Origin of the sequence: Actinotignum schaalii (assembly GCF_028864145.1) — a bacterium.
Taxonomy (GTDB): domain Bacteria; phylum Actinomycetota; class Actinomycetes; order Actinomycetales; family Actinomycetaceae; genus Actinotignum; species Actinotignum schaalii_B.
The window spans coordinates 16,219-40,187 of record NZ_JARBHJ010000024.1 but is presented as its reverse complement, the minus strand read 5'-3'; the positions used below and the strand labels follow the sequence as shown (position 1 = coordinate 40,187).

The following is a 23,969-nucleotide window of genomic DNA, read 5'->3' as shown; positions in this document are numbered from 1 at the left end:
TCCAGGCTTCCAACGCGGGTGTCTAACTGGCGGTGTCGGTAACCATTGCGCCTGTTGACACGGTCCGGGGAGGGTGTTGCATAGTTCGCTCCACAGATACTGTCGGCTTGGACGGACAGGATCTGGTTGATGAAATCGGTGAGCATGTGACGCATCAGGTCGGGGGATGCTTGGGTGAGTAGTTCGCCCAGGTAGGTTGCCGGGTCGATATGATGGGGGTCAGCGGCCATTGCGGGGTATCTCCTTTCGAGGATAGGTAAGAGTTGATTCGAAAGGTACCCGCGATGGTCGCCTTTGTGCATGCCGACACGAGGATCACCGCGGGATACAGATACACCACACTAACGGACGCAACCCCGTCGAAACTAACCTCTTTTTATGCCGCTGTTCTAAGAGATCTTTAGACTGTTGATTCTGGACTAGTTTTCGACCGTCACTAACACCTAGCTTGCCTTTGACGCATATGTTTCACGTGAAACATTCGAGAGCGGCGTTCTCCCACCTCCGTATCAGCAGTTGAGCTACTTCTCAACCATCACTCACATATCTGCACTATATAAAACCCCTACGAAATAACGAAACGGGGCAATGTTTCACGTGAAACACTGCCCCGCAACACGAAGGACCAACAATCTATTACTAACTATCTTCCCCTTCGGGAATATCTACACCTGTAACATCCGGTGCGAGCACGCTCAGAATGCGATTGAGATCCTCAAGTGAACCGAAGTCGATGCGCATAGTTCCCTTTGTACGGCCCATATCCACTTTGACGCGGGTATTGAGCCTATCTCCGAGTTGCGTTGCTACCGAACTCAGTTCATTCTCATAACGCTTGACCCGGACTCGACGCACGGAAGCCTGGGTGGACTCATCCCCAAGCGCAACGATCTCTTCAACCGCCCGAACAGACAATCCTTCTGCCACAATCCGCTGTGCAAGACGTTCCATTGCCCCTGCGTCCGCAAGACCAAGAAGCGCACGCGCGTGCCCGGATGAGAGCACACCCGCTGCCACTCTACGCTGCACCAAGGCGGGGAGCTTCAGAAGTCGTAGCGTATTGGTGATCTGTGGCCGTGAGCGTGCAATCCTCTTCGCAAGCTCATCTTGGGTGCATTGGAAGTCTTCGAGTAGTTGCTGATACGCAGCTGCTTCTTCCAGGGGATTAAGATCCGCGCGATGTAAATTCTCCAGAAGTGCATCGCGGAGCAGGTCTTCATCGGAGGTGCGCCGAATAATTGCCGGAATATGAGTCAAACCAGCCCGCTGGGTTGCTCGCCACCGCCGCTCGCCCATGATGAGTTCGTAACGTGCCTCGGGGTGATCCTCCACAGGTTTACTGAGCGGACGAATAACAATAGGTTGGAGAACTCCCACTTCCTTAATTGACTGTGAGAGTTCCTCTAAATCGTCATCGTCGAAATTGGTACGGGGCTGGGCCCGATTGGGGATAATGACACTCACGTCAATCTCGCCGTAGGTGGCACCCGGCACCGCAACAAGATCATCGTCCGATGTTTCACGTGAAACATTGCTGGTCTCAGCACCTGCCCCTGCGGTTGCCAAGCTTTCCATAGTCTGCTCGGCTGTTATATCCTTAGACTCTGCACTAGCACTCTTAGTCTGGACTGCTCCGCTATTAGCGTCAGATTTCTTACCAGCCACTTTTTTCTTAGATGGGCCGGTCGACGATTTCGAAGCCGCATGCTGCGAACCACCCGATGTTTCACGTGAAACATTTTCTCCTACCGGACCATATCCAAGGTCGAGGGGATTAGCATCATCCTGCTGATGATCTTCGTGCTGCTGTGAGCCCGCAGCTTCCGGCGACCCCGAGTCCTTCTTCTTCGCCGTACCGAAAAAGATATCGATAGGACTCTCGGTATTCTCTGCCTGTTCCGGTGGAATGAGGGCACCGAGCCCACTACCTAAACCACGCCGTTTGCGAGTTGCCACGATGGATCCTAACTATGAGAGAGCTGAAAATTCTTTTGCCGCCGCAAGATACGCAATAGCAGCCCGATTTCGGGGGTCATGGGTGAGCACACTCTTCCCAAAAGACGGCGCCTCCGCAGCAGCCACAGACCGAGGAATTTCTGTGTGAAGAACCCGATCACCAAAGTGTGCCCGAACTTCTTCCGATACGTCTTTCGCCAGATTTGTACGAGTATCGACCATCGTCACGATAAAAGCTGAGATATGCAACTTTTCATTCCGAGATGAGCGCACGTCTTCAACCGTCTGTACCAATTGCGCCACACCCTGCAGGGCATAAAACTCCGCCTGAATCGGGACCAGGACCTCATCAGCAGCCACCAGCGCACTCACCGGCAACAGCGCCATACTCGGCGGGCAATCAATAAAGACAAAGTCAAAAGCTTTGCCCTGCGCCGCGAAACTATCCATTGTTTCCCGGATCGCGTCCCGTAAAATAGAATAACGCCCCGGCACCTGACCTAATTCAAAATCAACAGCCGCCAAGGTGATGCTCGAGGGTGCCACATAGAGATTCGGAATATCCTCGAGCTGAATAAGAACATCCTCGAGCCGCGCTTCGCCCTTAAAAACTTCGTATACGTCAGTGCGTTCTTCCCGTGGGCTAATACCCAAGCCAGTCGAAGCATTCCCCTGCGCATCCGCATCGACCAGCAAGACCCGCATACCATTAAGAGCGAGGGCAGCCGCCATATTCACAGCAGTGGTGGTTTTACCGACACCACCCTTTTGGTTCGTCACCGCAATAACGCGAGTGTGCGCCGGCTTCTGGAATTTACTCGCTTTTACCTTCTTGAGGCGCTTAAAATCCTCCCGAAGTTCGCGGGCAATCGGAGTGTCCCGATCCTGTGGTGCAGGCGAAGGTGCCGAACTCGGCGCAGCACGACGTCCAACTTTTTTGCGGGGATCACTCATAAATAACGCCCTCCTTACTTCAGAATATTCTAGCCGGTATTAGGGCATCTCTGTGCCGCCGTCATCTGCGTCACGTACGTTATCCACAACGACCACATATAACGAACATATGTTCGATACACCCGGCGAAACCGACACGCGTTCCACTCCTTACTTGGCCACATGCCTAAGTGGTGAGGCGCGCTAACGTAGCTACCTACGAAGCCTTTTTAACCACTTCTACCACCCGCGTAGCCTCATCCGTCCCGAAGGGCACTACCGCATGAACCGCGACCTCCGCAGCTCCGTAACGCTGCAATTGCGCTGCGGCGTCGTCAATTTCTTGCGCGGCACGCTCGCCCTTGAGAGCCACCAACCGGCCCCCGGGTTTGACCAGCGGCATCGTCCACGGCAGTAGTTTTTTGAGAGCCGCCACTGCCCTGGCAGTCACGATATCCGCAGCGAAACGTCCTTTGAGTTGTTCAGCACGGGCGGTCCGCACCTTCACGTTCCGCAAACCTAATTCGCTCACCACGTAGCGTAGCCATTCGGTCCGCCGTTCCATGGATTCGATCAGCGTCACGGTGACATCTGGCCGCACAACCGCCAGCACAATTCCGGGAAAACCGGCGCCGGAACCCACATCACCCACCGTAGCATTCGCGGGGATGAATTCCTCAATAGCTAGGGAATTGAGAAGGTGCCGGGACCATAAGCGGCCGAGTTCACGCGGGCCCACCAGCCCACGTACCTCGCCTTCCTCTTCGAGTAGGCGCGCGAAATGAAGCAAGGTTCCCCATGTCGCCGTGCCGAAATATTCAGCGCCGGCGGCAGGAGGAACCTCGATCATCGGATGTTCTTCCGCCATATATGCGTATTAATCCTCGCCTTAATCCTCGTCCGCGGGCTTGATGACCACGTGACGCCCCGCGCCTACACCCTCGGAATCGGAAACGAGTCCGGCAGCGGCAGCAGCATCGTGCACCACCTTGCGCTCGAAGGGATTCATGGGATCAAGTTCGATCTCGTCGCCGGTTTCCTGTACCTCGCGGATGGCTTCCGCAGCGATTTCCTCAATCTTGGCTCGCCGCTCATCGCGGTACCCCGCAATATCCAACATGAGGCGCGAGCGTTCCCCGGTCTTTTCCTGAACCGCGAGGCGGGTTAGATCCTGGAGTGCATTAAGAGTGGCACCGTGCCGGCCCACCAAGCGCCGTAGCCGCTCGTCAGCTTCCCCTTCGGTAACAATGGCGATCGTGGCACGATCTTCGTCAATCGAGATATCAATATCGCCGTCGAGATCAGCAATATCCAGCAGTTCTTCGAGGTAGTCAGCCGCAATATCGCCTTCGCGATCAAGCTTCTTAATATCCTCAGACGTTTCGCTCATTCTTTCTCCTGGTATCCGGGGGATCCCCTTCTGGGGCTGCCAAGATTTTGCGCAACCCGTCCGTTCCTTTTCTTTGACTAAGTTTAGCTTGTTCTACGCCGATAGCCGGGTGTTATTTCCCGCGGTTTTTCTTATTCTTCTTGGCGCGGGCGCGAGCCCGTTCGGCCTGGCGGCGCTCGTAGCGCTTCCGTGCACGTTCTTCATCCGTCAAACCGTCTTTACCGACGGCAGGCTTATCGTCATCGTCCTCATCCTCCGGACGCGGCAGATACGCATCCGGGCTTAGCCCGGCTTTCTTCGCGCGTTCCTTGCTCATCGGCTGGTAACGCTGGCCGCCCTTCTGCTCCTCGGCTTCCAGTTCGGCGATTTCCTCATCGGTAAGCCCCTTGCGCTTGCGCTTTTCCAGGATGCGTTTTTCGCGTTCGATATAGGCCCGCGAACCGGGAGTGGGGTTGTGGCGAATGAACCAGCTCTGCTGGCACATATTCCAGAGGTTACCGGCACACCAGTAAATAAGCACGCCCACCGGGAATACCGCACCGGAGAACACGTAAATCAGCGGCATACCGTAAAGCATCATGCGCTGCATCCGCAGGGCTGCGTTATTCGGATCCTTTTGTTCCGGCATATTCTTCGTCATGAGCTGACGCTGCGTCCAGAACATACTGACGATCATGATGACAACCAGAACGACGGCGACAATCCGCACCTGGGTGGCATTAGCGAATTGGCCTGCGGTGGAAATAGTGGCGGACATCGGGGCGCCAAAGAAGGTGGTGTCTTCGAAATCCTGCGCAACCGACTGCGTAATCGGCCCGATGGGGCCACGCTTACCCGTCGCAATGGAGGGGAAGTTAATAAGCACCCGATACAGGGAGAAGAGAATTGGCATCTGCACGAGCATGGGCCAGCACGATGCCATGGGGGAGGCCCCGTGTTTGCGGTAGAGCGCCTGCAGTTCTTCCTGCTGACGCTGCATGGACACCTGGTCCCGCTTTCCCTTGTACTTCTTCTGTAGCTTCTGGATATCGGGTTGCAGCACCTGCATTGCCCGGGAAGCGCGAATCTGCCGGTTATACAGCGGCAAGATGAGCAGACGAACCACAATGGTCAGACCGATAATGGCGCATACCCAGGCCGGCCCGGCGCCCTGGTTCATACCCAGGAGTACGAGGCCTTCATGGATGCCGTACATCACCCACGAGACCGCCCACATAAAGGGAGCGAGAATTGTATCCACTTAGTTTCTCCTCACGCTGCTGGGCGATCCTGGCTGGGATTGCCCGTAGCGTTGTTCTTATCGTCTAACGCGTCTTCTTTGGCGTAAAGCTCGAGAAGCTCATCTTGGTCCAATGGTTTCTTTGGCCACTGACCCGGTGGTGGCACCCTATCTACGCCGCCCTTCGTCAATGGGTTGCACCGTAGCAAGCGCCACACGGTTAAAAGTGTACCTTTGCCGGTCCCGTGAATCTGTATGGCTTGTATCGCATAGGCCGAACAGCTCGGTGCGTAGCGGCACCGCGGGGGACGCGCGGCTGAGATTGTGCGTTGATACCAGCGCACCGCTCGTACCAGCATGCTTTCTTTGCGCCGTTCTTCCGTTTCTCCGTTTTCTTGCGCCGGTGTCATGAGGTGCTCACCAGCCGGGAACGGTGCGCGCGTGCCTTGGCAAGCGCTCGATCCACGTCCTCACCGAGTTGCGCGCTGCTGCTTCCCGCCGCGGCGGGAAAAGCGCGAACGACGACGAGATCGCCGTCGTCAAAAAAACTTAGGCGATCACGCATCAGATGGCGCAGTTGCCGGTATACCCGATGCCGCACCACGGAATTTCCCACGGCTTTGGATACGACAAAACCGACCCGCACAGGGTGAGGGCCGGTTAGGGTCGATTCCGACTGGGAGCCGAGGATGACTTGGACGCGCCGCGCAGAGCCGCGTGTTCCGGAAAAGGCCGAGTCGAAATCCGCCGAACTCCGCATGCGGTGAACGGCTGGAAGCATTTACTGAGCCGAAATCTTGGCGCGACCCTTGCGACGGCGAGCTGCCAGAACAGCGCGACCCGCGCGGGTCGACATGCGCTTGCGGAAACCGTGTACCTTAGCGCGACGGCGATTATTCGGCTGGAAAGTCCGCTTAACCACGGTGATCCCCTCCACTAGATATTGACGGGCTTATCCACAAGCGGTGGCGGCCCTTCTTGACAAATAACGCGCGGCTGAACCACGCATGGACTAGATGACTTTACGCGAGATCGGGCCGATGAGTCAAAGGTTTTTAGCGTGCGGTGACCGTTATCTCAAGGATGATCACTGTGAGAAAACACGTACCGAAGCAATTTTTTCGACCTATGCACATCTGTGGAAAAGATTGAGGATAGGTTTTTAAGGCTCCACAGCGCGCAAGTGACCTGTGAATAACAGGGATGTAATTTCCACAGGTGTGGAGAAGCCTGTGGATAACTTGTTAGCGTGTTGCGCGTCATTCACCTACGATAGGCAGACAGAGATAGGGCATGGCCTCGCCAGATAGCGTGAAACTTACAGTCGTGATCATCAACGGCGCTCGGATCACCTGGCTGCGAGGCTCGCCCCCTTTTTTCTTGAAAGAGTCCTCAGGAGGATGTCATGGCGGAGATGAACCCCGCGCGCGATGCTTGGCTGGCTGCCTTGGAATTGCTGCGCATGCAGGGCGACCTCTCCGATTCACAATCCGCTTTTGTGCGCATGGCCCACCCGCTGGCCACCGCCGAGGACATCTTCATGATCGTGGTGGGATCCGAGTTCGTAAAGAACTGGATCGAGGAGCACGTTGCTGATCTTATGACCGGGGCGCTGTCCAATATTCTTGGCCACAACATTCGCTTGGTTATTTCCATTGATCCAAGCGTCAATGAATCCCCGCTCCCGGCTGCCGAACGCCGCGAATCCCGCCCGGTGGAGACCGCTCCGACCCCGCGCCGCGCGGAAACTCCCACCGCACTATCCCCGGATTCGGAATGGAATAAGTCCGCTACCTATCGGGATTTCACCCGGGAGGAACCGGGGGGCTACCCGGAGCTTCCCGCCGAGCCAGTGGCCGCTGCTGCGCCGTCGGCCCTCAGTTCCCCGCACGTACCGGCGCCACACGTGACCGCACCGGTCGAAAAAACTGAGCCAACCTCGCTCGCAACTTTGGCGATGGCCTCCGGGGAAGAAAAAATTTACGGGAATTCCGCCGATCCTTCGTTTGCGGCGATGTCTACGGCCGCCGGGCTCAACCCGAAATACACTTTCGATAATTTTGTGATTGGGGATTCGAATCGTTTTCCGACCGCGACCTCGCTAGCGGTTTCCGAAGCACCCGGAACTACCTATAATCCACTCTTCCTCTACTCGGATTCCGGGATGGGGAAAACGCATCTTATGCACGCGATCGGAAATTATGCGATTTCGCTCTACCCGAATATTCACGTGCGTTATATCAGTGCCGAAGAGTTCACCAATGCTTTTATTAACGCAGTACGTGACGGCCGGCAAAGCGAATTCAAGGATTCTTTCCGCAAAGTCGATATTTTGCTGATCGACGATATCCAATTCATTGGCGGGCGTGATACCACCGTGGAGGAGTTCTTCCACACCTTCAATGCTCTCACGAATTCCAATAAGCAGATTGTTATTACTTCCGATGTGGCCCCGAATCTACTCAATGGCTTCGAAGAGCGGATGCTTTCGCGTTTTAACTCCGGGGTGGTGGCCAGTATTGATCGCCCGAATTTGGAAACCCGTATCGCTATTCTGGAAAAGAAAGCGCATGTGGACGGCATTAGCGTCCCGCGTGAGGTCCATGAATATATCGCCACGCATATGACCACGAATGTGCGCGAAATGGAAGGCGCACTGCGGCGGGTCACCGCTTTCGCGGATCTGTCCAAACAGCCGGTTTCGCTCACGCTATCCGAGATGGTTCTCAAGGATCTCATTACCAATCCGGATTCGGTGGATATTAAACCGAGCCTCATCATGGCGCAAACGGCGAATTACTTCTCCATCACCATTGATGATCTCACCAGCGCGGATCGTTCCCGGATTCCGGTGACCGCGCGGCAAATCGCCATGTACCTGTGCCGGGAAATGACGGATCTTTCCCTCCCCAAGATCGGTTCACTTTTCGGCGGACGCGACCACACCACCGTCATGCACGCTTATCGAAAAATCGATAAGCAGATGGCCGAGCGGCAGACCACCTATAACCAGGTATCCGAGCTCTCCGTACGCATTAAGCAGGCCGCCAGCCAGGCGGAGTAACGCTGTAGCTCGCGTTTCGTCCGTGCGGCACGTTTAGTGCGGCACTTTGAATTCGGCACATGTAGTGCGACTAATTTAGTACGACGACGCTGCCATCTGACTAAGCAAACTCCGCTATCGAAGCGACTTTTAGGCTTAGCCCAGACCTTTACAGCGCTTTGCACCACTGGTGCGTCGCGCCCACCCCCAAAAACCTGACTAAATGAGCCAAGTCATGTTTCGAGTCCGGCTCCTCATATGTCACGTGCGGTTCACGGCCCGCCTCACAAGCGCCCCTGTTTCCTCACCCACATTACGTGCAGGAAAGCTATCCACAGGTCTTGCGGATAAGCTGTGGATACCAGCTCAAATTAAGCGGATTGGCGGGATCTAGCGGTGGATAGCATTCGGGCTCAAGTGTCTCATCCCCCGAAAGCTCCTCTTATCCACAATGCCGTCCACAGGCTCATCCACAAGCAGAAATCGCATGCGCACGCCGTTTCGAACACATTTCCACAGTGTCCACAGCACCTACTACTACCACTACCTATTAACACCCGCATGAACAACAACCGGTCGCCGAGGGCCTGTGCACCCGCCGCGATAAACTACACCGTTGTAATTACAAAGCCGCTAAATTCTTTTCCTTCCGGGCCTTCCCTCGCGTAAAGTAGCTCTAGAAGTTCTTGTCATTGGGAGGAAGGTTCGCTGTGAAATTGCGGATTGAACACGATGTCTTCGCGGACGCCGTCTCGTGGACGGCACGCACTATCCCCACCCGCCCTTCGCTGCCCATCCTTTCCGGGATCAAAATCGAAGCTAAAGACACCGGCGTCGTTGCACTCTCCTCGTATGATCCTGATATTTCCTCCTACGCTGAAATTACCGGTGATGTAGAAGAAGCCGGAACCATTTTGGTGCACGGGCGCCTGCTGGCCGAATATGCCCGCGCGCTCCCCAATAAGCCCATTGATCTCACGGTCGAAGGCACCAAACTTGATCTCCAATGCGGCTCCTCGCGCATGGTCATGACCTCGATGCCGCTGGAAGACTACCCGGCTGCCCCGCCCCTCGATGGAGTATCGGGCGTGGTAGACGGCGCGGCCTGGCAACATGCAGTTGCCCAGGCCGTTACCGCCGCCTCCACCGATGACACCCTCCCGCTCCTCGTCTCGGTCTGCATCGAAATCAACGGCGAAAATATTGCCCTCATGGCAACTGACCGCTACCGCCTGGCCATCGCCAACCTCACCTGGGAACCGGAAGATCCGCAGATTTCCGCGCGAATTCTGGTGCGGGCCAGCCGGCTTTCCGATATCGCCAAGTCTCTCGGTTCCGTCGGTAATGTGCGCATGACCCTCGATACCACCGGCCGCACCGGCCTCATTGGTTTCCGCGCTGCGGACCGCCAGAACGTGGCTCGCCTCATTGACGGGGATTATCCGCAGGTCCGGGCACTCTTCCCGGATACCGTCAACGGGTACGCGGTGATTGACCGCCTGATGCTGCTCGATGCCATTAAGCGCGCGCGGCTCGTCGTCGAAAAGAATAGTGCGGTGCGCCTGAGCTTTACCGAAGGTAGCGTGGTACTGGATGCCGGTCAAAATGATTCGGCGCAAACCAGCGAAGCCCTGCCGGCCACCCTCACCGGGGAAGATATTGCGATGGCTTTCAACCCGGCCTACCTGCAAGATGGCCTGACCGCGGTAGATACGCCTTTCGTGCGCCTCTCCTTCACCAGCCCCACGAAACCGGCCGTTATTACCGGCCAACCCGAAGAAAACGGCTCCGATACGGATGAGTTCCGCCTCCTCCTCATGCCGATTCGCACCTACTCCTAAGGCGCGGGTGTGAGTGTACATCTCTGACTTAGCGCTGGCGGATTTTCGTAACTACCGGCGTGAAGTGGCTCGTTTTCGCCCCGGGGTGACTATCCTCGTGGGCGAGAACGGTCAGGGGAAAACCAATCTGGTGGAGGCCATCGCCTACCTCGCCACCCTCACCTCCCATCGAGTTTCCTCCGATAATGCACTGATTCGCCAGGGCGCGACCGCCGGCGTGGTGCAGGCACGGGTGATGCGCGGCGAATCACCGACCACCGTGGACGTAGAAATCTATGCCGGGCGCGCTAACCGAGCCCGCCTCAATCGCGGTAATGTGCGCCCGATAGAGATTCTCGGGACTATCCGCGCGGTGCTTTTCGCACCCGAAGATCTTTCCCTGGTGCGCGGGGAACCGGCGGTGCGGCGTGCTTTCCTGGATGACCTCATGGTGCAGCTTCGCCCGCGTCTCGCTGCGGTGAAAAGTGAGTACGAACGGGTGATCCGCCAGCGTGCCGCCCTCCTGAAAACTGCCGGAGCCGCGCGCCGCCGCGGGAAAGCCGTGGATCACGCCGCGATTGATGTGTGGGACGAGCAGCTAGCCACGCTCGCTGCCCAGATCGTGACCGCCCGCGCCGAATTGGTGGCGCGGCTGCGCCCGTATGTCACGGAGATGTACAACGTGGTGTCCGGCAACCGCGGGCACGCCCGCCTTGATTACGCGGCAAATGCGTGGCGCGGCACTTTCACCCTGCCCGATGCCGCCGCACTGTTAAACGCCGCCGCCGCCAGCTGCCAGGCCGTCACCGCCCAAGAAGAGGCGCTGCGGGATGTGGAAACCGCCCGGTCTCTGCTGCGTTCTCAGCTGGATGAACGCCGGGATCAAGAAATTGAGCGCGGCGTGAATTTGGTGGGCCCGCACCGCGATGACCTGCGCTTATCTTTAGGAACCTTGCCGGCCAAAGGCTATGCCAGTCACGGGGAAAGCTGGAGTTACGCCCTCGCCTTGCGTCTGGCCTGCTGGAAGTTACTGAGCGAGGATGGCGAACCCATTCTCCTTCTCGACGATGTTTTTGCTGAACTTGATGCCCGGCGCCGGGAGCGCCTGGCTGAACTGGTGGCCCAGGCTGACCAGGTGATTGTTACCGCCGCGGTGGGCGATGACCTGCCCGAAAGCCTGCGCGGGGATCGCCTCCATATCGCGGCGGGCAGCATTACCGGGGAGCTTCGTGACGGTGCGTTGACCGAAGAAACGAACGGTAGCGCGGTAACCGAGGAGGTGCGCGATGGCGCGTGAGGCTGGAGATTTCTTCGCGCTTCACGCCTTGGATGCGGCCCGGGAAGCGGCCTTCCGGCGCGGGGATGTGCGTACCCGCCGCCCCGCCGCGGCACCCCGTTACATTGCGGCGAATAGCACGGGCGCATCCGGAGAACCCGGCGTGGCGGATCGTATCGGCGACCCGGTGGCCAGCCCCGGCCCGGGTTGGGGTGATGTGGGATCCGGGGCCCGGCCCTCCTGGCGCGACCCGCATCCGGTAGGTGAACTCCTGGCTCGCACCATCCGTGACCGCGGTTGGCAAAGCCACCTCGATATCGCCTCCGTTTCCGCGCGGTGGGACGATATTGTGGGACCGAATGTGGCGCGCCACTGCCGTATTGAAGATTTTTCCGACGACGGTGTCCTCACCCTGCGCGCCTCCTCCACCTCGTGGAAAACCCAGATGCGCGCGCTCCTCGCCACCCTTTCCGGGCGGATTGCCGCTGAAATAGGGGAGGGGATTGTCAAAGATATTGTGATTCTGGGTCCGCATCGGCCCAGCTGGAAGCACGGGCCGCTCTCCGTTCCCGGGCGCGGGCCCCGGGATACTTACGGATAGCCAGGCGCACCGATGCTGGCTATTCCCAGCCCAGGGCATGTAGGGCGTCGTCGTCCAAACCGTAAAAATGCCCGACCTCGTGGATAATGGTGACCCCGATTTCCTCCACTAATTCTTCGCGAGTTTCGCACCAGCGCATAAGCGGGCCGCGGAAAATAAAGATGCGGTCGGGAAGTAAGCCGGCGTCATCCCCGCGCTCGGTCAGCGCTACCCCATCGTAAAAACCGAGCACCGCGGGTAGGCCGTCCTCGTCGTAATCCTCCGGGCGGAGCATATCCGGCTCGGGTTCTTCCTCCACTAAAAACACCACATTGGGAAGGGAAGCAAGAAAAGCCTCGGGCAGCAGATCGATGGCATCGGCCACCGCCTCCTCGAATTCTTGCTCGGACATCTCCAGCACAGCGGTCCTCCGTCTCAGTTTCATAGCTGCTTATAGGCTAGAATAGACGAGGGACTCTCCAGCGTAGGTACCTACCAGAACGGCGGTCAACGCGGGAGAGGCCCATTTTTGAGAGTTAGCCTGAAGGAGTGTTCCGCGCGTGTCGGAAACAACGAGTCATCCCGAGCCGGAACAGCACCCGGTTCAGCAGAGCCCTGCGCATCACGTCGGTGAAGTATCCCCCGATCAATCTTATGATGCATCGAATATTACCGTCCTCGAAGGCCTTGAGGCGGTGCGCAAACGCCCCGGTATGTATATCGGCTCCACCGGGGAGCGCGGTTTGCACCACCTGGTCTACGAAGTCGTGGACAATTCGGTTGACGAAGCGCTGGCCGGCTACGCGGATACCATCACGGTGACCCTGCGTGAGGATGGCGGGGTCCGCGTGGAAGATAACGGGCGCGGTATCCCCGTGGATATGCACCCCACCGAAGGGCGTCCCGCGGTGGAAGTGGTCATGACCGTGCTGCACGCCGGCGGTAAATTCGGCCAGGGCGGCTACGCGGTATCCGGTGGCCTCCACGGTGTGGGTGTGTCCGTGGTGAACGCACTATCCACCCGCATGGAAACTATCGTCAAGCGCGATGGTTATGTATGGCGGATCGCCTATGAAAACGGGGTTCCCACCCGCGAACTTGAACGCGGGGAAGAAACCACCGAAACAGGAACTACCCAAACTTTCTGGGCCAATCCGGATATTTTCGAAACTACGGATTACGATTTCGAAACGCTGCGTAAGCGTTTCCACCAGATGGCCTTCCTCAATAAGAACCTGCGCATCAACCTCATTGATGAGCGCCGCTCCGCCACCTCGGAAGGCGATGAAGTCACCGGGGCGGAAGGTGAAACTGCGGCGGAAGTTCCGGCCCGGCGCGAAGTCTCCTATTGCTATTCCGGCGGGTTGCTCGACTACGTCAAGTTCCTCAACTCGATGAAAAAGTCGGAGATCATCAATAACGACATTATCTACTTCGAAGCTGAAGATGATGAGAAACAGATCGAAGTGGAAGTGGCCATGCAGTGGACCTCGGCCTATTCCGAATCGGTCAATACCTTCGCCAATACGATTAACACCACCGAAGGTGGAATGCACGAAGAAGGTTTCCGCTCCGCCCTCACCTCCGTTATTAATAAGTACGCGCGCGAACACGGGCTCCTCAAAGATAAGGATCCGAATCTTTCCGGTGATGATGTGCGTGAAGGTCTCACCGCGGTGATCTCCGTGAAATTGGGGAACCCCCAATTCGAAGGCCAGACCAAAACCAAGCTCGGGAATACCGAAGCGCGCACCTTCGTGCAGCAGCAGATGTACACCCAGCTCAGTGATTGGCTTGATTCGCACCCGGCGGATGCCAAAGAAATTATTCGCAAGGGTACCCAGGCTTTTGCCGCCCGCGCGGCCGCCCGCAAAGCCCGGGAAGCGACCCGCCGCAAATCTGTGCTGGAATCAGCCTCCATGCCAGGCAAGCTTAAGGATTGTACCTCGAATAAACCCGAAGAATGCGAAATCTTCATCGTGGAGGGTGACTCCGCCGGTGGTAGCGCCGTCAACGGGCGCGATCCGGAACACCAGGCGATTATGCCCATCCGCGGCAAGATCCTTAACGTGGAAAAGGCCCGCCTGGATCGGGCGCTTTCCTCGGATACCATCCAATCGCTTATCACCGCTTTCGGCACCGGCATCGGTGATGAATTCGATATCGATAAGCTGCGCTATCACAAGATCATTTTTATGGCGGATGCGGATGTGGACGGCTCGCATATTGCGACCCTCCTGCTCACTCTGGTGTACCGCTATATGCGTCCGCTTATCGAAGCTGGGCATGTTTTCCTGGCTATGCCCCCGCTCTACCGCATCAAATGGACGAATGCCCCGCATTCCTACGTGTTCTCAGATCGGGAACGCGATGATGTGCTCGAAGAAGGCAAAGATAAGGGCTGGCGGCTGCCCCGCGAAGAATCCCAGCGTATCCAGCGCTATAAGGGTCTGGGCGAAATGAACGCCGAAGAACTGTGGGATACCACCATGAATCCGGAATTCCGCACCCTCAAGCAGGTCTCCATCGGGGAGGCCGCCGCAACAGATGAAACCTTCAGTGTTCTCATGGGCGAAGATGTGGATTCTCGCCGCGGCTTCATTCAACGTAATGCGCACGACGTGCGCTTCCTCGATATCTAGGATTTGTCATCATTATGAGCGAAAGCGAAACGACGTCCACGTATAATCACGGCGCGATTATGGAGGTGGATCTCCAGCGCGAAATGGAGAGTTCCTACCTCGATTACGCCATGTCCGTTATTGTGGGCCGCGCGCTGCCGGACGTGCGCGACGGCCTCAAGCCCGTGCATCGGCGCGTTATCTACGCGATGTACGACGGCGGATACCGGCCTGATTCCTCCTTCTCCAAGTCAGCGAAAATCGTGGGCGATGTCATGGGGCACTACCACCCGCACGGTGACGCCGCGATTTACGACACCATGGTCCGCCTGGCCCAACCTTGGTCCATGCGCTACCCGCTGGTGTCCGGGCAGGGCAATTTCGGTACCTCCGGTGATCTGGGGGCGGCTGCCCCGCGGTACACGGAAGCACGGATGGCTCCCCTCGCCCTGGAAATGGTACGGGATATCAAGGAAAATACGGTTGATTTCGAGCCGAATTACGATGGCTCGCTCATGGAACCAACCATCCTCACCTCCCGCTTCCCGAACCTGCTCGTCAACGGCTCCGAAGGTATCGCGGTGGGTATGGCCACCCGCATCCCGCCGCATAACCTGCGCGAAGTGAATGACGGCGTGCAGTGGTACCTCGCCCACCCGAATACTTCCCGGGAAGAACTCCTGGGCGAGCTCATGCGCCGCATCAAGGGCCCGGATTTCCCCACCGGGGCAACGATCCTGGGGACCCGCGGTATTGAGGATGCCTACCGGACCGGTCGCGGGTCCATCACCCAGCGCGCCGTGGTGGAAGTCGATGAGATCGGCGGGCGCACCTGCCTGGTCATCACAGATCTGCCCTACCAGGTCAATCCGGACCGCTTGCTCGACAAAATGGTGGAGGGTATTAAGGATGGCCGCCTCCCGGGTATTGCTGATATCCGTGATGAAACTTCGGGGCGTGCCGGCCAGCGGATCGTCGTCGTTCTCAAACGCGACGCGGTACCGAAGGTAGTCCTCAATAATCTCTACAAGCACACTCAGCTGCAAAATAATTTCCCGGCGAATATGCTGGCGCTGGTGGACGGGGTGCCGCGTACGCTCTCCCTCGATGGTTTCGTACGGCACTGGGTCGCGCACCAGATGGATGTGATCCGCCGGCGCACCGAATACCGCCTCAACGAAGCCCTCAAGCGCATGCATATCCTCGAGGGCTACCTCAAGGCTCTCGATGCTCTTGATGAAGTTATTGCGCTGATTCGTGCTTCGGCCACCGTGGATGTGGCCCGCACCGGCCTCATGGAGCTCCTCGATATTGATGAGGACCAGGCCAATGCGATTCTGGAAATGCAGCTGCGCCGCCTGGCCGCCCTGGAACGCCAAAAGATCCTGGACGAATACGAAGAAAAGCGGGCCCTCGTGGAGGACTACCGCGGTATTTTGGCTTCGGAGGATCGCCAGCGCTCCATTATTTCCGAAGAACTCCAGGCCATTACCGATAAGTACGGTGATGACCGGCGCACCACCATCCTCCCCTATGACGGGGAGATGAGCGTGGAAGACCTCATCCCCGAAGAAGACGTGGTGGTCACGGTCACGCGCTCGGGTTACGTCAAGCGCACCAAGGTGAGCGAATACCGCGCCCAGCATCGCGGCGGCAAGGGGATTCGCGGGGCTTCGCTGCGCGTAGACGACGTGGTCGATCATTTCGGGATTGCTTCTACCCACGATTGGCATTTGTTCTTCACGAACCTCGGGCGGGTCTACCGTCTCAAGGGTTACGAACTTCCCGAAGGTGGGCGTGATGCCAAGGGCCAGCACGTGGCGAATCTACTGGCCTTCCAGCCCGGCGAAACGATCGCGGCGGTGCGCTCGATTCGCAGTTACGACGACGCGAAGTATCTGGTACTCGCCACAAAGTCCGGGCTGGTGAAGAAGACCCCGCTCCAGGATTACGATTCCCCGCGCTCGGGCGGTTTGATTGCGATTAAGCTGCGCGAGCTGGCGGATGGGAGCAGCGACGAGGTGGTGGCCGCCTCCCTCGTGGATGATGCCGATGACCTGCTGCTCGTCTCCCGCCACGGGATGTCTTTGCGTTTCACGGCGAATGCGGAATCGCTGCGGCCGATGGGCCGGGCGGCTTCCGGGGTGACGGGTATGAAATTCCGCGGGGATGATTCGTTGCTGACCATGGACGTTGTGCATGATGATTCCCAGGTTTTCGTGATGACGGAACAGGGCTTTGCCAAGCGGACCAGCGCGGATGAATACCGGGTGCAGGGGCGTGCCGGTATGGGTATTAAGGTGGCGAAGCTGACCGAAGCCCGCGGGGATCTGGTGGGCGCGCTCATGGTGTCCAGCGGTGACGAAGTGCTCGCTATTATGGAATCGGGCAAGGTGATGCGCGCCGCGGTTGATGAAGTGTCGCTCACCGGCCGCAACACCCAGGGCGTTACTTTCGTGCGGCCCGATAAGGGTGACAGAATTATTGCTGTCGCGCGTAATGCTGAGGTGGAGATAGAAGAAGATGAGGTCCCCGCCGCCGGCGAGCAGGCGGCAGCGGAGGAACCGGCTACCGAATCGGAATCGGCGGAACCTACGGCGGCTACGCAACCGGAGGAACCTACGGCACCGGCCGCGGAAACCTTGGAGAACTGAGATGACAGATACACAACACACTCCGGAACATCAGCCCGGCCGCGGGCGTGATGCCGCGGGATTGGAGACAACCCGGGTGCGTGGCGCCATGCCGATGGCCGCGGAGGGCCACAGCGGTCCGGCCGTTGCTTCCGCACCTGCGCATTCGGCTCCGCGGTACGACGGCGCAGCTGGCGCCCCGCCCCGGGGCGCCAGCGGGTCAGCCGCCGGGGCGGGGCGTCCGGCTGCTACCGGGCAGCGGGCGAGCGCCTACCCGCGGGTTTCCGCTCCGGAAGGTGCTGCCCCCGCGAAGCAAACCGTGGGAATCCGCCGGATTCGGATGACCATCGCCAAGGTGGAGCCGATGTCCGCCATGAAAATCGGCTTCCTGCTGTCCGTGGCAATTGGCGTGATGATCGTGATCGCGATGATGCTCATCTGGTTCGTGCTGGACGGCATGCACGTGTTCTCCCAAATGTCGGATCTTTTTGAGACCCTCGGTAATGAAGAATTGCTGCGGGTAGGTGAATACATGGAATTTGGCCGCTGGATGGCTTTCGCTGTGCTGGTGGGGATTATCCATATTGTGCTTCTGACCGCGCTCTCCGCGATCGCGGCACTTATCTACAATCTTTTCGCGGCTCTGGTGGGAGGACTGCGCTTGACAGTCACCGATGAGTAGGGCGTGCGCCCCGTGGTGGCTGTGGGTTATCCGCTATCTTGTGCTGGCCCTGGGCCTATTCATTATGGGCTTCGGTATCCAGCTGGCTATCGCATCTGACCTAGGTACCTCCCCTATTTCTTCGCTTCCCTACGTGGTATCGCGCATGACGCCGATCTCGGTGGGCACCCTGACCGGGTGCATGCACGTGGCATTCATCGCGATCCAGGTGGCCTTGCTGCGCCGGGAATTCCCGCCGCTAGAATTCTTGCAATTACCCATGGCTGTGCTTATGGCTACGGGTATCGACGCGGCCGGCGCGATCCTCGGCCCGATCACGTATTCGAGCTATACCCAGCAGTGGCTGCTGTGTCTGGGCGGGGTGGCGGTGCTCGCGGTGGGAATCTGCGTGGAAGTGAGCTCCGGGGCGGTCGTCAACGCCGGTGAAGGCGTGGTCATCGCGATCTACCGAAAAACAGTGCGCCGCTTCGGCGTGCATCGCTGTACTAATTTCGGCGCCATCAAGGTCTATAACGACGCCGCCCTGGTTGCTCTGGCCACCGCATTGTCGCTCGCGGTGCTCGGGGAGCTCGTGGGCGTACGCGAAGGTACCCTCGCGGCGGCGGTGCTCACCGGCCCGGCCATCCGCTTGGTGACTCCCTGGCTCGGGGTGCCGCTGCGCCGGCTGCTGCGGTTGGCCTAGCCACCTGCCTGCTGCTACGGCTGAGCTAGCCATCTGCAGGCTGCTATGGCGCGTTTAGCCACCAGCCGGCCGGGCGCGCCGGCTTCGCCGGCGCCGGCGTCGTCGTAAAAAACGCGCGTGCGGGTGCGGGAAAATGCGCGAACGGGGGTGTGGGTTCCCGGGCGTGACAACAGTGTTTGTGCACGCCATCGGACCGGTGTGACGCGAACCGCAAGCAAAACGATTTGGAAACGGCGGCTCGCCGGTGTAAACTCATGTGGTCACCGGGCCTATAGCTCAGTTGGTTAGAGCGCAGTCCTGATAAGACTGAGGTCGATGGTTCGAGTCCATCTAGGCCCACGGTTACGAGGAGGCTTATGAAACGGGTTGTTTTCTTCCTCGGCTCACTTGCTGCTGGATGTTGTGCTGTCGCTGCCCTGGTGCACGTGATGGATGAGCATTCTCGTTGGCACCACGTTCCGGATCCCGCGCCGGAATCTTAGGGGCTATGGCGCAATTGGTAGCGCACCTGCTTTGCAAGCAGGGGGTTAGGGGTTCGAGTCCCCTTAGCTCCACCAGACTTCCTTGATGTTTGGCCTTTAGCCTGCTCGTAAAGTGTTCGTATGAGCACCGTTTTCTCCGTTTTTGGGTTTCTTATGCACACTTCGGTGCACCCGTGCCGCTGGCGCTGGCAGGCGGCGGCCTGCCATCCTGACGGCCTTGCCAGTCCAGCCAGCAAAATGTACGTGGGTGACAGTTTTCCGCGGGTTTTATGTTCCTGACGTACATTTTGCGGCCCGTAAGGTCCGAAATGTACATTTTGTGAAGCCGGAAGTCGAGGTCAGGTGTCTTATAGGTCTCACCCGGGCTGCGCGAAATGCAAGGCACCCGGCGCTGGAACGCCGGGTGCCTCTGATTGAAAGGAAATGGTCATGCTATGGAACACTGACATTTCAATCCTGATTATATCTTTATGCCGCCTAGTAGTGGAAATCAACGCAAAGCTAAGGCGCGCACCCCTAACTTGACTTGGCTCATTTAGTCAGAAGGTATCGATATCAATCCTCTGCGACGATGCGCATGACCTCGTCCATGGAGTACCGAATTCCGTTGCCTTGCTTCCCTGCTTGCCGATAGAGTTCCGTATCAATAATTTCTTCAACGCGTTCCAGGGCAGCTATATCTAAGGATATCTTCAGCAGGATCGCCCGCGCGCTATAAACTGACGACTGTGCGGTCCATAAACTGACGACTGAAATCCCCACAAACTGACGACTCGATTTCCGATAAACTGACGACTCTATACTTTTGCCGCTAGATTTTGCGGTGCCGAAGAGACGATGGCGGGGAACGTACTGCGTTTGTGGTACATGCGCGGTACAGCTCGGAAAGAACATACCGTCTCCGGCGCTGCCCGGACCTCGTGTTCCGAATCCGCCCGAACCCGAGCCTCGCGTGCTATCCACGCCTCCGCCCCGGCGCACTCCCGCCCCCGCCAGCCCACCATCAGGCGCTTTCCAGCGCCCTCCCAGGCCGCGCGGTACCCTAGAGATGCCGGGCAAAGCAGCCCGGATCCGAACATAGAGCCGAACATAGACGTCCAGGAAGCGATGGTGAGGAACCATGCACACCGAGTCCCCGGGCCTTGACCGCAATGCCCCCACTCCGATTTTTCGGCAGCTCGCCACCTGGATGCGTGAACAAGTGAGTACCGGTGCGTGGCGGCGCGGTGACCAGCTTCCCATGGAAATCACCCTCGCCGAACAGCTCAATGTGGCCCGGGGGACGCTGCGTAAAGCCGTGGACCAGCTCATCGACGAAGGCCTGCTGGTGCGGGTACGCGGGCGCGGTACCTTCATTGCCCACGATATTGTGCGCTCGCCGCTCACCTCCTCCCTCACCACCCTCGCCGAAGAACTTGAGCAGCGCGGGATCGACTACACCACCCGGGTGCTCGCCCAGGAAGTCATTCCTGCCCCGCCGCCGATTGCGGCTGCGCTAGGAGTTGATGGCAGCATTTTCCACCTGCGCCGCATGCGCGGCGATGCCGAAGGCTCCATCACGCTCCTTGATAATTGGGTGGTTCTCCCCCCGCTGTGCGCGGAACGTGCCATCCTCGTGAAACAGGATTACGCAGAAAATTCCCTCTTCGGCACTCTGGAAAATGGCCTCGGCATCGCCCTCTCGCACGGCAGCCGCACAATTTCGGCCACCGGGGCGGATCGCAATCTTGCGCGTATCCTCGGAATTCCGCACGGTTTCCCGCTTATCGATATGAAGCAAGTAACCTACGACGCCTCCGACCGCCCGGTAGAAACTTCGCGGATCTGGATTCGCCCGGATCGCCTGCGGATTCACTCCATCGTGCACCGCACCCCGCTACCGGCCTAAACTTGTCCACTAGCTGTACCTACTTGTATATACTTGTTCACGCTGCTACTCTCGCCTTAACGCACGAGTTCGAGGGGGAGCAATGCGAATACTTGTTGTCGGCGGCTACGGCGTCGGCCTGTCATTTTTCACCGCGCGCCCACCCGCGGATGGAGAAACCATTTCCGGGGCGCGCTTCAGCCAGGAACACGGCGGCAAAGCATCGAACCAGGCAGTCGGGGTAGCTCGGTTAGGTATCCCGGTCAGCTTACTCACCGCTGTCGGTTCGGATTGGTACGCCCACGCCGCACGTGAGATGTGGGCGGCCGAGGGTGTGGACGCCTCCGCCGTTGTCACCAGAGAAGGCGTGACTATGGTTGGTGCGATTATTACGGATGCTACCGGGGAAAATCGCATTATCCTAGCCAACGGAGTCTTAGACCAGCTCAGCCCGGCGGATATCGGCGCGCACGCCGCCGTTTTTGAAAGCGCGGATACCGTCCTCATTTCCTGCGAAATTCCCGCGGCCAGCGTGGCCCGGGCCATCACCTTTGGGCGCGCAGCCGGAGCGCGCGTCATCCTCAACCCGGCTCCGGTGCCGCGCCTACCCGAACATGTGTTGCGGCAGGTCGACGTCATCACGCCGAACGAAACAGAAGCGGTCGCGCTTTTGCAGATGTTGGAGGACGACGTCGCAGCCACCGAGCTCGCGGCCCTCCCGCCCCAAGAGAAAGCCGCGCGTATCGCCCAAGCCCTGGAGTGCACCGTGGTACTCACCCACGGAGCAGCGGGTTGCTATGTGTGCGAAAGCGGGGGCAGGGCGGAGAAAATTCCAGCCGAGAAGCCGCGCGCTGTTGTGGATACCACCGGGGCGGGGGATGCCACGAACGCGGCACTCGCGGCGGCGCTTACCTGCGGGGCCGAACCGGTGGAGGCGGCTCGCTTCGCGAATTGCGCCGGTGCGCTTACCGTAGAAAAAGAAGGAGTGCTGCCGGGTATACCCAGCATTGACGATCTTCACACCCGCTTCGGTGCCGAACGCTGCGCCGTCGTACTTCCATGAAACTCATAACAATCCCAACGGAAGGATAAATAATGGAAAAAACTACGCGTATCGCGCCGGAAAACATTACGAACCCGCGCGATTTAGCTCCGTATATCCAACACACCCTCATTAAGACCGGAACTACACGGGCCGAATCGATCCGCCACGCCGAGCAGGCCATCGAATACGGATTCAACGCGGCAATGGTCGCCGGATCTCAGGTTCCTATTACCGCGAAGGTGTTGGAAGGAACCGGAATTGAGGTGGCCTCCGCCCTCGATTTCCCGACCACCGGGGTGATGACCTCCGCCGGGAAAGCCGCGGAAGCCGAAGCGCTGGTGAAGGCTGGCGCTACCCAGATTGATATCGGGGTGCAGATCGGATGGCTTAAAGACGGCGAATATGACAAGTTCCGCGAGGATATTGCCGGCGTCGTCGCCGCGGGTGTGCCCGTCAAAGTGATGCTCGAACTGCCGCTCCTCACCGAGGCCGAACGCCGCGCCGCGGTGGAACTTTCCGTGGAAGCCGGTGTGAAGTACCTCAAAAATGCGTCCTCCGGTTCGGTAGAAAAGGCGAGCGTCGAATCCATTAAGTTCTTGAAAAGCCTGGCACCCGCGGGCGTTCTCATCAAAGGGTCGGGCGGCATCTCCACCTTTGACCATGCACTATCTTTGATCCGGGCCGGAGCGGCCCTGGTGGGATCGTCGAACTCGGTCGCCATCGTGACCGGGGAAAACGGCCACGAGAGTTACTAGGAGCACTCATGACGAAGGTACCTTTTATCCTCGATACTGATACCGCGCAGGATGATTGCGTGGCGATTCTATTCGGCCTTCTCGATGAGCGGGCTGATTTGCGGGCTATCACCATGGTGGCCGGAAATGTTGGTTTTGAGCGGCAGATTAAAAATGCGCAGATGACGCTTAATGCTGCCGGTAAGCTCGGCGAAGTTCCCATTCACGTGGGATGCTCGCAGCCGATGCTACGCGAGTGGGTGTCTGCGGAGGACGTGCACGGTGACGGCACCGGCGGCTTGAGTATTGATTTTACGACGACGCACGTGGAGGATGAGCACGCCGTTGACGCTCTTCTTCGTATTACCGCTGCCCAACCGGGTGAGGTGAGCGTGGTGGCGATCGGGCCGCTGACGAATATCGCGACCGCGGTAGTCAAGGACCGCACTTTTGTAAAGAACGTCAAGAGCCTCTACATTATGGGTGGATCTAATAACGGCCGTGGAAATACGATTTCCGCGGCTGAATTTAATTTCTATGTGGATCCGGAAGCCGCCCAGATTGTTTTTACGGCCGGCTTTGAGGATATTCACGTGGTGACCTGGGATCCCATCACCCTGCGTGATGCCACCATCACCCGTGCGGAATACAATGCGCTGGCCGATAAGGATACGACCCTCGCGAAGTTCTTCAAGAAGGTATGCGATACCACCCTGGACTTCAACGAATCGGTAGGGGTGGATGGCTCCACGCATCCCGATTCCATGACGCTTGCCACGCTCCTACATCCGGAACTTATCCTCAGCGAAAACCGCTACCGGGTGGATATTGAAACCGGTTCGGAGCTCACCCGCGGATATTCGGCCATGGCCTGGGAGAAATTTCCGCTGCCCGCCAACGCGTACGTGGTGGAGGAAGCCGATAAGAAGGCGTTCTTTGCGCGGCTGGATGCTTTGCTCGCGCTGGAAACCACTCCGAATCAGCCCTTCACGGGCCTCGCTTAGTT

General features: G+C 58.5%; 24 protein-coding genes and 2 tRNA genes. 15 read left to right on the top strand and 11 right to left on the bottom strand.

Annotated features, from left to right (window positions below):
* From PWJ82_RS06310 to rpmH, 9 genes are all read right to left on the bottom strand, one after another.
* Positions 1-230, bottom strand: a 230-nt coding sequence (locus tag PWJ82_RS06310; protein ID WP_274735875.1) for a transposase, incomplete at its 3' end; no start/stop codon positions are given.
* A gap of 409 nt (positions 231-639) precedes the next feature.
* Entirely contained in the window at positions 640-1,956 is a 1,317-nt protein-coding gene (locus PWJ82_RS06305; protein ID WP_274735874.1) for a ParB/RepB/Spo0J family partition protein, read from the bottom strand.
* A 12-nt stretch (positions 1,957-1,968) separates the two neighbouring features.
* Positions 1,969-2,910 (bottom strand): ParA family protein, encoded by a 942-nt coding sequence (locus PWJ82_RS06300; RefSeq protein WP_016442048.1) that lies wholly within the window; start codon positions 2,908-2,910, stop codon positions 1,969-1,971.
* A 196-nt stretch (positions 2,911-3,106) separates the two neighbouring features.
* Positions 3,107-3,757, bottom strand: coding sequence for a 16S rRNA (guanine(527)-N(7))-methyltransferase RsmG (rsmG, locus tag PWJ82_RS06295; RefSeq protein WP_274735873.1), 651 nt, complete (start codon positions 3,755-3,757; stop codon positions 3,107-3,109).
* Positions 3,758-3,778: 21 nt separating this feature from the next.
* Complete coding sequence (locus PWJ82_RS06290; protein ID WP_016442050.1) at positions 3,779-4,279, bottom strand: protein jag; 501 nt, start codon at positions 4,277-4,279, stop codon at positions 3,779-3,781.
* Positions 4,280-4,391: 112 nt separating this feature from the next.
* Positions 4,392-5,519, bottom strand: a complete 1,128-nt coding sequence (gene yidC / locus PWJ82_RS06285) for a membrane protein insertase YidC (protein WP_016442051.1) — start codon at positions 5,517-5,519, stop codon at positions 4,392-4,394.
* An 11-nt stretch (positions 5,520-5,530) separates the two neighbouring features.
* A complete protein-coding gene (yidD, locus tag PWJ82_RS06280; RefSeq protein ID WP_231366687.1) occupies positions 5,531-5,857 on the bottom strand; it encodes a membrane protein insertion efficiency factor YidD in 327 nt (108 codons plus the stop codon).
* A gap of 47 nt (positions 5,858-5,904) precedes the next feature.
* Positions 5,905-6,258 (bottom strand): ribonuclease P protein component, encoded by a 354-nt coding sequence (gene rnpA / locus PWJ82_RS09605; RefSeq protein WP_425536591.1) that lies wholly within the window; start codon positions 6,256-6,258, stop codon positions 5,905-5,907.
* Between the two features lie 21 nt (positions 6,259-6,279).
* Positions 6,280-6,420, bottom strand: coding sequence for a 50S ribosomal protein L34 (gene rpmH, locus PWJ82_RS06275; RefSeq protein WP_039898524.1), 141 nt, complete (start codon positions 6,418-6,420; stop codon positions 6,280-6,282).
* 483 nt (positions 6,421-6,903) lie between these two features.
* Between rpmH and dnaA the strand changes: the two genes are divergently transcribed.
* The 4 genes from dnaA (at position 6,904) to PWJ82_RS06255 (ending at position 12,238) form a co-directional block, all read left to right on the top strand.
* On the top strand, positions 6,904-8,562 hold the full coding sequence (dnaA, locus tag PWJ82_RS06270; protein ID WP_274735871.1) for a chromosomal replication initiator protein DnaA: 1,659 nt from the start codon (positions 6,904-6,906) through the stop codon (positions 8,560-8,562).
* Between the two features lie 689 nt (positions 8,563-9,251).
* The gene (gene dnaN, locus PWJ82_RS06265) at positions 9,252-10,382 is read left to right on the top strand and encodes a DNA polymerase III subunit beta (RefSeq protein ID WP_274732559.1); all 1,131 of its coding nucleotides are present in this window, start codon (positions 9,252-9,254) and stop codon (positions 10,380-10,382) included.
* 13 nt (positions 10,383-10,395) lie between these two features.
* The gene (recF, locus tag PWJ82_RS06260) at positions 10,396-11,658 is read left to right on the top strand and encodes a DNA replication/repair protein RecF (protein ID WP_274735870.1); all 1,263 of its coding nucleotides are present in this window, start codon (positions 10,396-10,398) and stop codon (positions 11,656-11,658) included.
* A complete protein-coding gene (locus tag PWJ82_RS06255; RefSeq protein WP_274735869.1) occupies positions 11,648-12,238 on the top strand; it encodes a DUF721 domain-containing protein in 591 nt (196 codons plus the stop codon). The genes recF and PWJ82_RS06255 overlap by 11 nt, the downstream gene beginning before the upstream one ends.
* A 19-nt stretch (positions 12,239-12,257) precedes the next feature.
* On the opposite strand, the gene PWJ82_RS06250 is transcribed toward PWJ82_RS06255, so the two are convergent.
* Entirely contained in the window at positions 12,258-12,629 is a 372-nt protein-coding gene (locus PWJ82_RS06250) for a metallopeptidase family protein (RefSeq protein ID WP_231366691.1), read from the bottom strand.
* 148 nt (positions 12,630-12,777) lie between these two features.
* Between PWJ82_RS06250 and gyrB the strand changes: the two genes are divergently transcribed.
* From gyrB to PWJ82_RS06215, 7 genes are all read left to right on the top strand, one after another.
* Positions 12,778-14,859: a DNA topoisomerase (ATP-hydrolyzing) subunit B gene (gene gyrB, locus PWJ82_RS06245; protein ID WP_274735868.1), complete on the top strand. Its 2,082-nt coding sequence runs from the start codon at positions 12,778-12,780 to the stop codon at positions 14,857-14,859.
* 14 nt (positions 14,860-14,873) lie between these two features.
* Positions 14,874-17,492 carry a DNA gyrase subunit A gene (gene gyrA / locus PWJ82_RS06240; RefSeq protein WP_274735867.1) on the top strand — a complete coding sequence of 873 codons (2,619 nt, stop codon included), beginning with the start codon at positions 14,874-14,876 and terminating at the stop codon, positions 17,490-17,492.
* A 1-nt stretch (position 17,493) separates the two neighbouring features.
* Positions 17,494-18,153 (top strand): DUF3566 domain-containing protein, encoded by a 660-nt coding sequence (locus tag PWJ82_RS06235; protein ID WP_274735866.1) that lies wholly within the window; start codon positions 17,494-17,496, stop codon positions 18,151-18,153.
* Positions 18,146-18,835, top strand: a complete 690-nt coding sequence (locus PWJ82_RS06230; RefSeq protein ID WP_274735865.1) for a YczE/YyaS/YitT family protein — start codon at positions 18,146-18,148, stop codon at positions 18,833-18,835. Before PWJ82_RS06235 ends, PWJ82_RS06230 begins: the two co-directional genes overlap by 8 nt.
* A 265-nt stretch (positions 18,836-19,100) precedes the next feature.
* Positions 19,101-19,174 (top strand) — tRNA-Ile (locus PWJ82_RS06225).
* A gap of 17 nt (positions 19,175-19,191) precedes the next feature.
* Positions 19,192-19,317 carry a hypothetical protein gene (locus PWJ82_RS06220; protein ID WP_269208109.1) on the top strand — a complete coding sequence of 42 codons (126 nt, stop codon included), beginning with the start codon at positions 19,192-19,194 and terminating at the stop codon, positions 19,315-19,317.
* Positions 19,317-19,392 (top strand) — tRNA-Ala (locus PWJ82_RS06215). Before PWJ82_RS06220 ends, PWJ82_RS06215 begins: the two co-directional genes overlap by 1 nt.
* A 480-nt stretch (positions 19,393-19,872) precedes the next feature.
* Here the strand turns inward: PWJ82_RS06215 and PWJ82_RS06210 are convergent.
* Complete coding sequence (locus tag PWJ82_RS06210; protein ID WP_274735864.1) at positions 19,873-20,079, bottom strand: hypothetical protein; 207 nt, start codon at positions 20,077-20,079, stop codon at positions 19,873-19,875.
* Between the two features lie 358 nt (positions 20,080-20,437).
* Here PWJ82_RS06210 and PWJ82_RS06205 point away from each other — a divergent pair, with 358 nt between their 5' ends.
* The 4 genes from PWJ82_RS06205 to PWJ82_RS06190 all read left to right on the top strand — a co-directional run bounded on the left by PWJ82_RS06205 (position 20,438) and on the right by PWJ82_RS06190 (position 23,967).
* Positions 20,438-21,205, top strand: coding sequence for a GntR family transcriptional regulator (locus PWJ82_RS06205; protein ID WP_016442063.1), 768 nt, complete (start codon positions 20,438-20,440; stop codon positions 21,203-21,205).
* An 82-nt stretch (positions 21,206-21,287) separates the two neighbouring features.
* Positions 21,288-22,247, top strand: coding sequence for a ribokinase (locus PWJ82_RS06200; RefSeq protein WP_274735863.1), 960 nt, complete (start codon positions 21,288-21,290; stop codon positions 22,245-22,247).
* Between the two features lie 32 nt (positions 22,248-22,279).
* The gene (deoC, locus tag PWJ82_RS06195) at positions 22,280-22,984 is read left to right on the top strand and encodes a deoxyribose-phosphate aldolase (RefSeq protein WP_274735862.1); all 705 of its coding nucleotides are present in this window, start codon (positions 22,280-22,282) and stop codon (positions 22,982-22,984) included.
* 8 nt (positions 22,985-22,992) lie between these two features.
* Positions 22,993-23,967, top strand: coding sequence for a nucleoside hydrolase (locus PWJ82_RS06190; RefSeq protein WP_274735861.1), 975 nt, complete (start codon positions 22,993-22,995; stop codon positions 23,965-23,967).
* The last annotated feature ends 2 nt before the right edge of the window (positions 23,968-23,969 follow it).